Annotated in this window: 12 protein-coding genes; 9 read left to right on the top strand and 3 right to left on the bottom strand. The window is 69.5% G+C overall.

What is annotated here, in order from left to right:
* Nucleotides 1-5 precede the first annotated feature (5 nt).
* Nucleotides 6-719, top strand: coding sequence for an RNA polymerase sigma factor FliA (locus tag L1Z78_RS02745; RefSeq protein WP_234640041.1), 714 nt, complete (start codon nucleotides 6-8; stop codon nucleotides 717-719).
* A 226-nt stretch (nucleotides 720-945) separates the two neighbouring features.
* Here L1Z78_RS02745 and L1Z78_RS02740 read toward each other — a convergent pair whose 3' ends face one another.
* Nucleotides 946-2391, bottom strand: coding sequence for a PLP-dependent aminotransferase family protein (locus L1Z78_RS02740; protein ID WP_234640040.1), 1446 nt, complete (start codon nucleotides 2389-2391; stop codon nucleotides 946-948).
* 195 nt (nucleotides 2392-2586) lie between these two features.
* On the opposite strand from L1Z78_RS02740, the gene L1Z78_RS02735 reads away from it, so the two are divergent.
* The 5 genes from L1Z78_RS02735 to L1Z78_RS02715 all read left to right on the top strand — a co-directional run bounded on the left by L1Z78_RS02735 (nucleotide 2587) and on the right by L1Z78_RS02715 (nucleotide 7508).
* Nucleotides 2587-3186 (top strand): LysE family translocator, encoded by a 600-nt coding sequence (locus tag L1Z78_RS02735; protein ID WP_234642078.1) that lies wholly within the window; start codon nucleotides 2587-2589, stop codon nucleotides 3184-3186.
* A 248-nt stretch (nucleotides 3187-3434) separates the two neighbouring features.
* A complete protein-coding gene (locus L1Z78_RS02730) occupies nucleotides 3435-4619 on the top strand; it encodes a PLP-dependent aminotransferase family protein (protein WP_234640039.1) in 1185 nt (394 codons plus the stop codon).
* Nucleotides 4620-4696: 77 nt separating this feature from the next.
* Complete coding sequence (locus L1Z78_RS02725; RefSeq protein WP_234640038.1) at nucleotides 4697-5650, top strand: PhzF family phenazine biosynthesis protein; 954 nt, start codon at nucleotides 4697-4699, stop codon at nucleotides 5648-5650.
* A gap of 82 nt (nucleotides 5651-5732) precedes the next feature.
* Nucleotides 5733-6407 (top strand): histidine phosphatase family protein, encoded by a 675-nt coding sequence (locus L1Z78_RS02720; protein WP_234640037.1) that lies wholly within the window; start codon nucleotides 5733-5735, stop codon nucleotides 6405-6407.
* A gap of 117 nt (nucleotides 6408-6524) precedes the next feature.
* Nucleotides 6525-7508, top strand: coding sequence for a Bug family tripartite tricarboxylate transporter substrate binding protein (locus tag L1Z78_RS02715; RefSeq protein ID WP_234640036.1), 984 nt, complete (start codon nucleotides 6525-6527; stop codon nucleotides 7506-7508).
* A 9-nt stretch (nucleotides 7509-7517) separates the two neighbouring features.
* On the opposite strand, the gene L1Z78_RS02710 is transcribed toward L1Z78_RS02715, so the two are convergent.
* Both L1Z78_RS02710 and L1Z78_RS02705 read right to left on the bottom strand, forming a co-directional pair.
* A complete protein-coding gene (locus L1Z78_RS02710) occupies nucleotides 7518-8378 on the bottom strand; it encodes a creatininase family protein (RefSeq protein ID WP_234640035.1) in 861 nt (286 codons plus the stop codon).
* 28 nt (nucleotides 8379-8406) lie between these two features.
* The gene (locus L1Z78_RS02705; RefSeq protein ID WP_234640034.1) at nucleotides 8407-9378 is read right to left on the bottom strand and encodes a Bug family tripartite tricarboxylate transporter substrate binding protein; all 972 of its coding nucleotides are present in this window, start codon (nucleotides 9376-9378) and stop codon (nucleotides 8407-8409) included.
* 266 nt (nucleotides 9379-9644) lie between these two features.
* Between L1Z78_RS02705 and L1Z78_RS02700 the strand changes: the two genes are divergently transcribed.
* The 3 genes from L1Z78_RS02700 (at nucleotide 9645) to nhaA (ending at nucleotide 14066) form a co-directional block, all read left to right on the top strand.
* Nucleotides 9645-11921, top strand: a complete 2277-nt coding sequence (locus tag L1Z78_RS02700; RefSeq protein ID WP_418921670.1) for a protein-disulfide reductase DsbD family protein — start codon at nucleotides 9645-9647, stop codon at nucleotides 11919-11921.
* Between the two features lie 183 nt (nucleotides 11922-12104).
* Nucleotides 12105-12641, top strand: a complete 537-nt coding sequence (locus tag L1Z78_RS02695) for a hypothetical protein (protein WP_234640033.1) — start codon at nucleotides 12105-12107, stop codon at nucleotides 12639-12641.
* A 153-nt stretch (nucleotides 12642-12794) separates the two neighbouring features.
* Nucleotides 12795-14066 carry a Na+/H+ antiporter NhaA gene (gene nhaA, locus L1Z78_RS02690; protein WP_234640032.1) on the top strand — a complete coding sequence of 424 codons (1272 nt, stop codon included), beginning with the start codon at nucleotides 12795-12797 and terminating at the stop codon, nucleotides 14064-14066.
* Nucleotides 14067-14077 lie beyond the last annotated feature (11 nt).

Genomic DNA, 14077 nt, shown 5'->3' with positions numbered 1-14077 from the left:
CTGCCATGTACACCGCCAAAGGCCAACTCGACCGCGATGCGCTGATACGCCGGCACGTGCCCCTGGTACGCCGGATCGCGCTGCACATGATCGCCAAGCTGCCGCCCAATGTGGAGCTGGACGATCTGATACAGGTCGGAATGATCGGCCTGGCCGAGGCCCTGTCCCGCTTCGAGAGCGAGCAGGGCGTGCAATTCGAGACCTTTGCCAGCCAGCGCATCCGCGGCGCCATGCTCGATGAGCTGCGCGACGGCGACTGGATGAGCCGCAGCTCGCGCAAGAGCCAGAAGGACATAGAGCACGCGCTGCACCGGCTGGAGCAGCGCCTGGGCCGCACGCCCATGGAGTCGGAGATCGCCGACGAACTGGGCATGGACCTGGATGACTACCAGTCGCTGCTGGGCAAGGTGCGTGGCACCCAGCTGGTGTACCTGGAGGACATGTCGGGCGGCGACGAAGGCGAGGACTTCCTCGAGCGCCACGTGGCCGACAACGGCGCCGACCCCTTCGCACTGCTGCGCGACCACCGCCTGCGCGTGGCCCTGGTGGAGGCCATCAAGGCCCTGCCCGAGCGCGAGCAGTACATCATGGGCATGTACTACGAACATGACATGAACCTCAAGGAAATCGCCGCCGTGCTGGGCGTGACCGAGTCGCGCGTCTGCCAGCTGCACAGCCAGGCGATCGCGCGCTTGCGCACGAAGATGCGGGCGCATTGACTGGAGGCACCCCCTGAGGCGCTGACGCGCCTTCCCCCTCTCTACCCGCTGCGCGGGGGAGGGGGACGACACCCTCGCGGCGGGGCGGCGCGGCCGGCGTAGGCCCTTGCTCGGTGTCCCTCGCTTTGGGGCGCGCCGGTTTTTGGCGCTGCACATCTGATCAGCGCTCGCGGGTCGATGCTGCTTCAGTCCCCTTCCCTTCCTTCTTCCTCTCCCATTCCCTTTTCTATGCGCTGCCGCGCAGGGCCTGGACTTCGCGTTCGAAGATGCGCCAGAAGGCGGGTTCCTGCGTGGTGGCGAAGTTGATGCGCATGCAGGTGCTGGGCTGGCGGCCGGCGTGGAACATGGAGCCGGGGGCGATGAAGTAGCCTGCGTCCAGCAGGCGCTGGGCCAGGGTTTCGGTGTCCACGCCCGTGTCCACCCAGCCGAACATGCCGGCCGGCTCGGCCGCGAAGCGGGCACCGGCCTGCCGGGCCAGCGCCACGCTGCGCGTGCGCGCCTGGGCCAGGTGCTGGCGCAGGCGTTCGGCGTGGCGGCGCAACTGGCCCTGGTCCATGCAGTGGGCCAGCGCCCGTTCCATCAATGACGGCGTGGTCAGCGTGGACAGCAGCTTGGTGTCCACCAGCCGCTCCACCAGAGCGGGTGGGGGCGCCAGGTAGCCCACGCGCCAGTTGGGCGCCAGCAACTTGGCGAAGCCGCTCACGTAGATGCTGTGGCTGAGCCGGTCCAGCACGGTCACGCGCGCCGCGTGGTCGGGCGCGATCTCGCCATAGGTGTCGTCCTCGACCACATAGAAGCCGAAGCGCCGCGCCAGCTGCAGCACCTCGTGCGCACTGGCCGGCGACAGGCTGTAGCCCGTGGGGTTGTGCAGCACGCTCACGCTCACGTAGAGCTTGGGCGCGCAGCTTTCGCAGTAGCGCTGCATCACGGCCAGATCGGGCCCGTCGGGGCCACGCGGCACGGGCAGCACGCGCATGCCCAGCGATGCCAGGCGTGCGTACTCCACGGCCCATCCCGGCTCCTCGATCATCACCGGGTCGCCGGGCTGCAGCAGGGCGCGGCTGATCACGTCCAGCGCATGCGTTGCGCCCATGGTGGTGATGATGTGCTGCGGCGCGGCGGCGATCCCCAGCCGTGCCAGGCGCCGCGACAGCGCCTCGCGCAGGCTGATGTCGCCCAGCGGATCGCCGTAGCGCACGCAGGTGTCGTACAGCGATTTGCCCGAACAGACCCGGCGCATGGCAGCCGCCAGAAACCCGGCCTCCAGCCATTCGGCCGGCAGCACGCCCGCGCCCGGCTGGGGCTTGCCGCCCACGCTCTGGTGGAACATGCCGCGCACCAGCATCGAGGCATTGATGCGCGTGCCCTGCGGAACCCCGGCCGGCTCCTCGGCGGCACGCGCCTGCTCGGGCTGCAGCAGCGCCGCATCCTGCACGAAGTCGCGCACGAAAAAGCCGCTTTGCGGCCGCGCCTCGACCAGGCCCTGGGCCTGCAGCAGGTCATAGGCAGCCACCACCGTGTGCGTGCTCACGCCCTGCTGACGCGCGCATTCGCGCACCGAAGGCAGGCGGGCCCCGGCAGGCAGCAGCCGCATGCGGATGCGCTCGCCCAGGCGCTCGGCCAGCTGGGTGCTCAGGTTCTGCGGGGCCAGCCGCGAAAGGGGGACAGGCATGGGAGGGTCACCAAAAAGTCACTGTATCGGGATAGGCACCGCTACAGAACATGAAATTGAGGGTTCAACTGTATTGGTACTGTACAGGTCTTGCACCTATATTGGCAGGATTCGTGCTGTGGAAAAGGCACACTGAGCATCTTTTCCCCAACAGCCCTTCCCGCCTGCATGGAGACCTTCGGGGCCCGCCGCCTCATGCCACCGTCCGAACTCACCGCCTTGCTGCTGCTGGCCGCTTCCATGAGCTTCAGCCCCGGGCCCAACACCACGCTGTCCACGGCCCTGGCCGCCAACCACGGGCTGCGCCCCGCCATGCGCTTCGTCATGGCCGTGCCCGTGGGATGGTGCGTGCTGCTGGCGCTGAGCACGGTCGGCATCGGCGCCGCCGTGCTGGCCGCGCCCGTGCTGCTGTGGCTGATCAAGGCCGCCGGCATCGCCTATCTGCTGTGGATGGCCTGGCGCCTCGCCAGCAGCGCACGCATGGCCACGGCCGGTGATCAGCCGTTGCAGGTCGGCTTCTGGCAGGGCGTGGGTCTGCAATTCGTGAACATCAAGGCCTGGCTGCTGGCCCTGGCCATCGTGGCCGGCTGGATCGCGGGTCGCGAGGACCTGTCGGCGCGCCTGTCCGTGGTGCTGCCGGTCATGGCCGCCTACGCCTTCTTCAGCAACCTGCTGTACGCCTGCGTCGGCGCGCTGCTGCGCCACTGGCTGGCCCAGGGGCGCAGGCTGCTGTGGTTCAACCGCGCCATGGCGGCGCTGCTGGCGCTGACGGCGCTGTGGATGGTGGCCGCATGAGGGTCCGCCAACCACGCTCCGGCACGGGCCGCCCGGGCAAAGGCCGTACTGGCCTGCCCAGCTATTGAAGGGAGGGAGCGCACACCCTTCACGGCCGCGACAAAATACCCTCATTGCCGGCGCAAGAGCGAAAGCCGTATCCGATATCCGCTCTTCACATGCGGCCGGCCCGTGCCCCACGACGGCATGGCAACCCATACCAGCCCGCCCGCATGGCGGGCACCGCAAGGACCTAGACTGCTTTTCATATGACGACCTGGACGCTGGCAGACCGTGCTGCCAAGATGAACCCCTCCGCCATCCGCGAAATCCTCAAGCTCACCGACCGCCCCGGCATCATCAGCATGGCCGGCGGACTGCCTTCGCCCAAGGCGTTCCCGCTGGACGCCTTCACCGAGGCCTGCCAGACCGTGATGCAACGCGATGGCGCCTCAGCCCTGCAATACGCGACCAGCGAAGGCTTTGCGCCGCTGCGCCAGGCGGTCGCCGACTTCCTGCCCTGGGAGGTGGACCCCGACCAGGTACTGATCACCACGGGCTCGCAGCAGGCGCTGGACCTGATCGGCAAGGTGTTCCTGGACCGCGGCAGCCGCATGCTGGTCGAAAAGCCCACCTACCTGGGCGCGCTGCAGGCCTTCGCCCCGCAGGAGCCCGTGCCCGTTGGCGTGGACAGCGATGACAGCGGCATCGTCATCGAGGACTTCGTCGCCAAGGTCGGCAGCGGCGCCGACAAGGCCCGCCTGGCCTACGTGCTGCCCAACTTCCAGAATCCCACCGGCCGCACCATGGACGAGGCGCGCCGCCAGGCCCTGTCGGACAAGGCCCGCGAGCTGGACATCCCCCTGATCGAGGACAACCCCTACGGTGACCTGTGGTTCGAGCAGGCGCCCCCGCTGCCGCTGGCCGCGCGCAATCCCGATGGCGTGATCTACCTGGGCTCCTTCTCCAAGGTGCTGGCCCCGGGCCTGCGCATCGGTTTCCTCGTGGCGCCCAAGGCCGTCTACAACAAGCTGCTGCAGGCCAAGCAGGCCGCCGACCTGCACACGCCGGGCTTCAACCAGCGCGTGGTCTCCGAGGTCATCAAGGACGGCTTCCTGGACCGCCATGTGCCCACCATCCGCGCCATGTACAGGCAGCAGCGCGATGCGATGCTGGCCGCGCTGGACCGCGAGATGTCCGGCCTGGACGTGCAATGGACGCGCCCCGTCGGCGGCATGTTCCTGTGGGTGCGCCTGCCCCAGGGCATGGATGCGCAAAAGCTGCTGCCCGCGGCCGTGGAGCGCGGCATGGCCTTCGTGCCGGGCGCGCCGTTCTATGCGGGCGACGCCCAGGCCAACACGCTGCGCCTGTCCTATGTGACGGTGTCGGCCGAGCAGATCGACAAGGGCATAGCCGCCCTGGCAGACGCCATCCGCAGCCAGCTCCCGGCTTGACACGGCCCCGGCCGCCTTGCCTGAAAGCCGGCCTTGCGCCGGCTTTTTTCATCCCTCCTGCACCTCCTTGCGTTGCCATGACCTCCACCACCGCTCCCCGCCAGCGCCCCTTCATGACCGTGGACGTGTTCACGGCCCGGCCCTATCTCGGCAATCCGCTGGCCGTGGTGCTCGACGCCACCAGCCTGGACGATGCGCGGATGCAGTCCTTCGCGGCCTGGACCAACCTGTCGGAAACCACCTTCCTGCTGCCGCCCACCGAGGCGGGCCGGGCCGCAGGCGCCGACTACCGCGTGCGCATCTTCACGCCGGGCGGCGAGCTGCCCTTCGCGGGCCATCCCACCCTGGGCAGCTGCCATGCCTGGCTGGCCCATGGCGGCGTGCCACGGCAGCCGGGCCGCATCGTGCAGGAGTGCGCCAAAGGGCTGATCGCCATCGCACGCCAGGACGACCGCCTGGCCTTCGAGGCCCCGCCCACCGCCATCACCGCCGTCGAACCCGGCCTGCTGGCGGAGGTGGTCCGGGCACTGGGTGTGGCGCCGGACCAGGTCCTGAACGCCGCCTGGCTGGACAACGGCCCGCGCTGGATGGGCGTGCTGCTGGAGGATCCGGACCTGTTGCTGGCCCTGGAGCCCGACCATGCGCGGCTCAAGGCACTGAACGCCAAGGTCGGCGCCTGCGCGCTGTACGAAGACACGGCGGATGCCCCGGCCCTGATCGGCCGCAGCAGCCGCGAGGCGCGGGCCTTCGCCACGGGCCAGCGTGCAGCGCGGGACGAGGCCGCCCCCCGACTCGAAGTGCGTGGTTTCGCCAGCGCCGTCGGCGTCACCGAGGACCCCGTGACCGGCAGCCTCAACGCCGGCCTGGGCCTGTGGCTGCGCGCAGAGGGCCTGCTGCGCCCGCCCTATCTCGCCAGCCAGGGTTGCTGCGTGGGCCGCGACGGGCAGGTGCATCTCAGCGAAGACGCGCAGGGTGCGCTGTGGGTCGGCGGCCACGTCGTCGAATGCGTGCGCGGACAGGTGCTGCTGTAGGCCCGGTGCTTCCTGTCGCCAAGGCGGCAGCCAGTCGCCCGCAGGACAAACAGCCGGTGCGGCACTGGACACAATCCGCCCCATGGGAACCCTCTACCTTGTGCGCCATGGCCAGGCCTCGTTTGGCGCCGACGACTACGACCAGCTCAGCGAGCGCGGCAGGGCGCAGTCGCAGCGCCTGGGCGCCTACTGGCGCGAGCGCGGCCTGCGCTTCGATGCGGTCTACACGGGCACGCTGCGCCGCCACGCCCAGACTCTGGCCGGTATCCGCGAAGGCCTGGGAGGCCTGGACCTGCCCGTGCACGAGGAAGCAGGGCTGAACGAATACGACAGCGGCGCGCTGCTGCAGGCCATCCACCCGGCCCCCCTGCCCAGGCCCGACACGCCCGAGCTGTACCGCCACCATTTCCGCCTGCTGTGCGATGCGCTGGCCCAGTGGATGGCAGGCACCATCAGCCCCCAGGGCATGCCCAGCTGGGAGGATTTCTCGGGTGGCGTGCGCCAGGTGCTGGAGCGGGTACGCCACGCGCATGCCGACGAAGACGTGCTGCTGGTCAGCAGTGGCGGCCCCATCTCCACGGCGGTGGGCCATGTGCTGGGCACCTCGCCCGAAGTCACCATCGCGCTGAACATGCGCATCCGCAACAGCGCCGTGACCGAGTTCTCGACCAGCCCCAAGCGGCTGATGCTGCAGACCTTCAATACGCTCAACCACCTGGACACGGACGAGCACCGCAGCTGGATCACGCACGCCTGAAACGGCACGGCCGCTGTCAGACAGCTATCGCGCCAGCGCATAGCAGCCAGAACAGCGGCGCTCTGGGTCCCTTGGCGCTTTTGCGCCAAACTCCCCGGCCAGGAGACAAGACCCATCATGAAAAAACGCCATTTCACGCGCACCGCCCTGGCCTGCGCGGCCCTGCTGGCATCCGGCCTGGGCCCCCTCACCGCGCAGGCACAGCCCCTGTCCGGCAAACCCATACGCATCGTCGTGCCCTTCGGCGCGGGCGGCGTGGCCGACGTCACCTCGCGCGTGGTCGCCCAGAAGCTGGCCGCCCAGCTGGGCCAGCCCGTCATCATCGACAACAAGCCCAGCGCCGGAGGCATCGTCGCGGCCGATACCGTGGCCAAGTCCGCGCCCGACGGCCATACGCTGTTCCTCATGTCCAACGGCAGCGCCGTCACGGTGGGGCTGTTCAGCCAGCTGCCCTTCGACATGGTCAAGGACTTCACGCCCATCTCCACGCTGGGCTACTTCGACATCGGCGTGCTGACCGCCAGCGATTCGCGCTTCAGGAACCTGGGCGAACTGGTGGCCTGGGCCAAGGCCCACCCCGGCCAGCTCAACATCGGCAGCATCGCCATCGGCAGCACCCAGCACCTGGCCGCCGAGCTGTTCAAGACCACGGCCGGCATCGACGCCCAGATCGTCCCCTTCAACGGCACGCCCGCCGTGGTCACGGCCCTGCGCGGCAAGCAGATCGACGCGGCCGTGGAGATCCTCACGCCCATCATGGGCCAGATCAACTCCAAGGCCGTGAACCTGCTGGCCATCACGGGCGACAAGCGCTCGGCCCTGCTGCCTGGCGTGCCCACGGCCCAGGAATCGGGCGTCAATGGCTTCGTGGCCTCGTCCTGGAACGCCCTGGCCGCACCCTCGAAGACACCGCCCGAGATCATTGCCCGCCTGAACAAGGAGATCGCCGCCGCCGTGAACTCTCCCGAGGTCACGCAAAAGCTGCGCGAGATGAACGTGCAGGCCCGCTCCAGCACGCCCGAGCAGACGGCCCAGCTGCTGCAATCGGAGATCAAGCGCTGGGGCGATGTGATCGTCAGCGCCAAGATCCCCAAGCAATAAGGGCAGCGCTCAGAGGGGCTGCGGCGCCCGGCCGACGGTGTCTGGCGCCAGCGCATGCATCTCGCCCAGCAGCTGCACCAGCCCCCGCGCCGACGCCTGCACCATGGCCGCCCCCCGCTCGGCCGTGGCCCCTGCCGCATTCCCCACCGCCCCGCACACGTTGTAGTCCTCGATGGCCCAGCCCATCTTGGCGCTGCGCCCATTGCCCAACAAGGCATGCCGCTGCGCCCTATCCTCCGAAGTGGAATGAAAGTCCCGCGCATGCTCCATGCGCACGGTCCCTGGCGCCAGGTGCAGCATCATCGAGGTCTCGACCTCGCCGCCATGGATGCCGAAGCGGTGCTCGTGCACGCTGAACTGCGCATTGGCCGCATCGTCCACCAGCCCGAACCAGCTGCTGCTGTAGACCAGCAGGCCATGGCGCATGCGCAGCTCGCGCGCAACGACGTCCATCATGCTGACCTGGCCGCCATGGCCGTTGAGCAGCAGCAGCCGGCGGATGCCGGCGCGCGCCACGCAGGCGCCCAGCTCGGTCCACAGCGCGATCAGGGTGGCCGGTGTCAACGTGAGCGTGCCCGCGAACGACTGGTGCTCCACGCTGAAGCCGATGTTCTGCGGCGGCAGGAACAGCACGGGCAGATCGGCCGGCAGCAGGGGCAGCGCAGCATCGATCACGCCCTGCAGCAGGCGCGCATCGACGCACAAAGGCAGGTGCGGCCCGTGCTGCTCCACGGCAGCCACGGGCAACACGGCCACGGTCTGGGCCGCCAGCCCGGCCTGGGCCAGCGCGAAATCACGGGCCGACACCTCGGCCCACCAGCGCGAGGGCCATGCATCGAGGGACGTCTGTGGGGGCGTGGAGCTTGGCATGGCCAGGATCTTAGCCCCGCCCCGGACCTCACTCGGCCTTGAAGCCGGATTCCATGACGATGCGCTTCCACCGCTCGTTGTCCGCTTCGATCAGGCGCGCGAACGCCTCGGGCGTGCCGCGGCGCGGCACATAGCTGTAGCCCTTGAGCTTGGCCAGCACATCGGGCATCTGCATGACCTTGTCCATCTGCTGGGCCAGCTGGGCCACGATCTCCCGGGGCGTTCCCTTGGGCGCCAGCAGCCCGGACCAGGAGCTGAAGTCCATGCCGTCCACGCCCGCTTCCTTGATGGTGGGCACCTGGGGGAAGACCTCGGCACGCTGGGGCAGCAGTACGGCCAGGGCCTTGACCTTGCCCGTGCGGATCATCTCCACCGAGGTAAAGGAGTCGAAGGAGAAGTCCACCTCGCCCGCCACCACGGCCTGCATCTGCGGCGCCGTGCCCTTGTACTGGGCATTGACGATGGAGGGCGCGCCAATGGCCTTCTTGAACTGCTCGGTGATCAGCGAAATCATGCTGCTGCCCGAGGACACGCTCAGCGGCTTGCCCTGCCGTGCCATGGCCACCAGATCCTGCAGGCTGCCTACCGGCAGGTCCTTGCGGGTGATGAGCACGAAGCCCACATCGCACAGGTGGCTGATGGGCTCGAAGCTGGCCAGCGCCTCGTAGCTGGTCTTGTAGAGCACGGGACTCAGCGTCTGGGCACCGGCCGTGTTCATCAGCAGCGTGTAGCCGTCGGGCGCGGCACGCGCCGCCAGTTCGGTACCGATGACGCCATTGGCCCCGCCCTTGTTGTCCACCACGAAGGACTGGCCCGTGAGCTCGCCCAGCTTTTGCATGGTCAACCGCGCCACCACGTCGGTGGTGCCGCCCGCGGGAAAGGGCACGATGACGCGCACGGCCTTGTCAGGGTAGGCCGCGGCGCGCGCGCCCAGCGGAAGCGCACCTGCGGCGGTGGCCGCCGCTGCGGCCAGGAAATGGCGGCGAGAAGTCTCCATCATGATGTTTGTCTCCTGTCATGCTCTATCCCGGACGGGTGGCTGATCCATGATGGCTACGCAGGGCGCCGCCTGTCCAATACCAAGCAGCTATGCAACGATATCTTTTGCCAATCGGCGCGGCAGGCTTGGCCAGGCAGCCTGTTCACGCCGGGTTAATCCGCAGGCGCGAAGCTGCATGCCCTGCTGCCTGACCGGCCGTACCCCACAATCGCGCAGCGTTGTCCCAGAGGAACCAAAGCCCTGCCCTGCAGCTCCCACCGTCCGTTATGCCATCCAACTTGTTTCATCGACTCGGCGGCCCACAGCGCCTCGCCTTCTGGTTTCTTGCCCTGATCCTGATGGCGGCCGGCGCCTTTTCCACTGGCGCCGGCGCACAGATCCGCCTGAAATCGTCCAGCGCCCCCGGCGCCACCGTGGAGACGCCGCGCGTGCGTGCCGAGCTCGTGGCCCAGGCGCCCGAAGGCGTGCAACCGGGCCAGACGCTGTGGCTGGGCCTGCTGCTGGAGCACCAGCCCGAATGGCATACCTACTGGAAGAATGCCGGCGACTCGGGCCTGGCCACGGAACTGTCCTGGCAACTGCCCGCGGGCCTGGCGGCCGGTGCCGTGCAATGGCCCGTGCCCGAGGCGCTGCGCGTGGGCCCGCTGGTCAACTACGGCTACGAAGGCCGGGTGCTGCTGCCCGTGCCCGTGCAGGTGGCCGCCGATTTCAAGCCACCGGCCTCGGGCATGCTGGACCTGCGGCTGCACGCCAGCTGGCTGATCTGCCGCGTGGAATGCATCCCGGAGGAAGGCGACTTCCAGCTGCAATTGCCCGTGCAGGGCAGCACGGCGGGACAGTCCCAGGACTTCCTCCAGGCCTGGGCACTCAAGCCGCAGCCTCTGGCTCCACAGGCCCAGGCCCGGGTGCTGGTGGCCGAAAATGCGGGAGCCGGTGTCGAGGGCAAGACACCCGCCGAACGCGTGCAGCTGCGACTCGAAGGCCTGCCCGATGCGCTGCAGGGCCGGACACTGGACTTCTATCCAGAGTCATCCGACACCTTCCACCACGCCGCCGAGCTGGGCAAGGACTGGCAGCAGCATTGGGACGGTGCTGCCTGGGTGGCCGAGCTGCCGCTGTCCGAGATGCGCGGTGAGACACCGGCCATGCTGCCCGTGGTGGTCGCCCTGCCACCCGCAGAACGCGCTGCAGCACTGGAGCAGGGCCGCAGCGTGGCCTGGCGTGCCGAAGCCAGGGTCGAGGGCCGCTGGACGGCCGCCGCCATGGCCAGTGTTTCGCCGGCCCTGGCGGCAGCGCTGGCCGCCAACCAGGCATCCGCGCCGGCCACCAGCGCCACCAGCCTCTGGATGGCCCTGCTTGGCGGACTGGTCGGCGGCCTGATCCTCAATCTCATGCCCTGCGTCTTCCCTGTGCTGGCCATCAAGGTGCTGGGCTTCGCGCGCCATGGCCAGGACCGCCGCGCCCAGCGCCTGGGCGGGCTGGCCTATACGGCCGGCGTGGTCCTGTCCTTCCTGGCCCTGGGCGGCCTGCTGCTGGCGCTGCGCGCGGCCGGCGAACAGTTGGGCTGGGGATTTCAGCTGCAATCGCCGGCCATCGTGGCCCTGCTGGCCGCGCTGTTCACCCTGCTGGGCCTGAATCTGGCCGGCATGTTCGAGTTCGGCTCCATGCTGCCCGGCAGCTGGGCCGCCGCCCACGCCCGCCACCCCGTGGCCGATGCCTTCCTGTCGGGCGTGCTGGCCGTGGCGATTGCCTCCCCCTGCACGGCGCCCTTCATGGGCGCCTCGCTGGGCTTTGCCATCGACATGCCGGCACCACAGGCGCTCACGGTGTTCGCGGCCCTGGGCCTGGGCATGGCCCTGCCCTATCTGCTGGCCAGCTTCGTGCCGGCCGTGGTGCGCTGGCTGCCGCGCCCCGGTGCCTGGATGGACACCTTCCGCCGCGCCATGGCCTTCCCCATGTTCGCCACCGTGGTCTGGCTGGTCTGGGTGCTCGGGCACCAAAGCGGCATGGACGCGGCCGCCGCGCTGCTGGCCCTGCTGCTGGCCTTCAGCGCACTGGTCTGGACGCTGACGCTCCAGGGCCGCACGCGCGCCGTGCTGGCCACGCTGGTGGTGGCGCTGTCGGGCGCACTGCTGGCCACGGCCCTGCCATTGATCACCACGCCGGCCCGGGCCGAGGGCTCGCCCGCCCAGGCGGCTTCCGGCGAGCGCTGGCAGCCCTGGTCGGCCACGCGCGTGGCCGAACTCCAGGCCCAGGGCAAGCCCGTGTTCGTGGACTACACCGCTGCCTGGTGCGTGACCTGCCAGGTCAACAAGCGCACCACGCTCAGCCATGAAGAAGTGCTGGCCGCCTTCGACCGCCATGGCGTGGCCCTGTTGCGGGCCGACTGGACGCGGCGCGATCCCGCCATCACCGCCGCCCTGCAGCAGCTGGGCCGCAGCGGCGTGCCGGTCTATGTGCTCCATGCGCCGGGCAAGCCCCCGGTCGTGCTCAGCGAATTGCTGTCCAGGGGCGAAGTTCTGCAGGCGCTGGACACGCTCTGACCCCTTTGGGACAAACCCCAATAGGGGTCAGTCCCAGGCCTACACCTGTTGCAGCGCACCACGTCCTAGACTGGACCCATCCGGGGAATACCGCAATCCGAACGCTAGGCGCGCGGCTGCCGCCCGAGTCCCGGAACCGCCTGCGCGGCAACTGCCCGCCCTGCACGACACAGGAGGTGGGCCATGCATGCACTGATCACCCGTTCGCACCCGGTCCCGGGTGTGCACCCCCGTTCACGCGGCAAGGGACTGCTGCTGGCGCTGGGCCTGGCCAGCCTGGCTGTCGCGGGCATCGTCCTGCCCTTTGTCTGGGATCTGCTGGGCTTCGTCAACGGGCTGCCCAAGATGGGCTGGCTGCAGTCGATGCTGGCCGTCTCCCCCGTGTTCAGCTGGCTGATGATGTTCGCCTGGGGCCTGGCCGTGCCGGTGGCGCTGATCCATGCGCTCTATCACCCGCAGACCCATCCCTGGGGCAATGCCGCCACGGTGGCGGCGGCCATGCTGGTGGCCGTCACCTGGTATGTGCACATGCCCGCCGCCGCCCAGTGCACGGCACTCTATCCGCAGGCAGGCACGGCCTGCTCGGTGCTGTTGTGGGGCTTCAGCATGAGCCTGGGCGTGGCGACGGCAGCCTATGTGTTCATCGTCTTCATGATCGCCCTGTCCTCGCTGGGGCTGCTGGCCGAGTGCGTCTCGCGCAGCGATCCGCCCCGGCCCTGACCCTGCAAGGTCTTTGCGCCTGAGACCCGGTCACCGCTTTTTTATAATGGCGGCCGGGTGTCCAGACCGCATGGGGCGGCAGGACAGGTGTTGTCAGCGCAGGTCGGGCCGCCTGCGCACGGGAGCCGCAAGGCTCCCATTGCCGTTTCACGCATGAACACCTCCACGACCCCGCGGCCGTCCGGCCCGCGCACGCCCCTGTTCCTCTCTTTCGCCGACCGTGTCGGTGCCCTCCTGTCCCGCTGGTCCCATGCCGAGGCCGCGGGGGGCATCGTGCTCTTGCTGGCCGCGGCCGCTGCCCTGGCCTGGGCCAATTCGGCCTGGGCCCCGGCCTATGAGGCCCTGTGGCACGCCCCGCTGACCCTGGGCCTGGGTCCGTGGCAGCTGTCTCAGTCCCTGCACTTCTGGGTCAACGATGCGCTGATGAGCGTGTTCTTTCTCGTGGTCGGCATGGAAATCCGCCGCGAGATGCATTCAGGCGCACTGGCCGAGCCGCGCCAGGCCCTGCTGCCCGTGATGGCCGCGCTGGGCGGCGTGGTCGCTCCGGCCCTGATCTACCTGGCCTTCAATGCCGCGCCGCCGCTGCGCAACGGCTGGGCCGTGCCCACGGCCACCGACATCGCCTTCGCCATGGGCGTGCTGGCGCTGCTGGGCCGGGGCCTGCCGCCTGCGCTGCGCGTGTTCCTGCTGGCGCTGGCCATCATCGACGATCTGGTGGCCGTGCTCATCATCGCGCTGTTCTATTCAGGCGGGCTGCAATGGAGCCAGTTGCTGGTGGCGGCCGCGGGCCTGGCGGGCGTGTTCCTGCTGCAGTCGCTGGGCGTGCGCCGTGCCTGGGCCTATGTGCTGCCCGGCGCCGTGCTGTGGTGGGGCATCTGGCAGACGGGGGCCCACCCCACGCTGGCCGGCGTGGTGCTGGGGCTGGTGACACCCGTGCATGTGCTGGCGGGCCGCGAAAGCTCCGCGCCCGTGGAGCGTGTGCAGGCCGCGCTCCATCCCTGGGTGGCCTTTGGCGTGATGCCATTGTTCGCGCTGGCCAATGCCGGTGTGCCGCTGCAGGGGGGAGAGACGCAGGCCGCCGGGGCCTCGGCCGTGATGTGGGGCGTGGCCCTGGCCCTGTTGCTGGGAAAGCCGCTGGGCGTGCTCGTGAGCTGCTGGATCGCCGTGCGACTGCGCCTGTGCGCGCTGCCGCCCGGCATGGGCTGGGGCGGCACGCTGCTGGCGGGATTGCTGGCCGGCATCGGCTTCACCATGGCCATCTTCATCGCCACGCTGGCCTTCGAAAGCGAGGCCCTGCTCAACGCCGCGAAACTGGGTGTGCTGATGGCTTCGGCGACGGCGGCCGTGCTGGGCCTGGCCTGGGGCCTGGTGCTGCGCCGCCGGAATCTCCGGCCTGCCTCGGTGGCGACAGCCCCGGGCGCCTGAGGCCGCAGCGC

This window comes from Delftia tsuruhatensis (genome assembly GCF_903815225.1).
Lineage (GTDB): Bacteria > Pseudomonadota > Gammaproteobacteria > Burkholderiales > Burkholderiaceae_C > Comamonas > Comamonas tsuruhatensis_A.
This window is presented reverse-complemented; position numbering and strand designations above follow the sequence as displayed.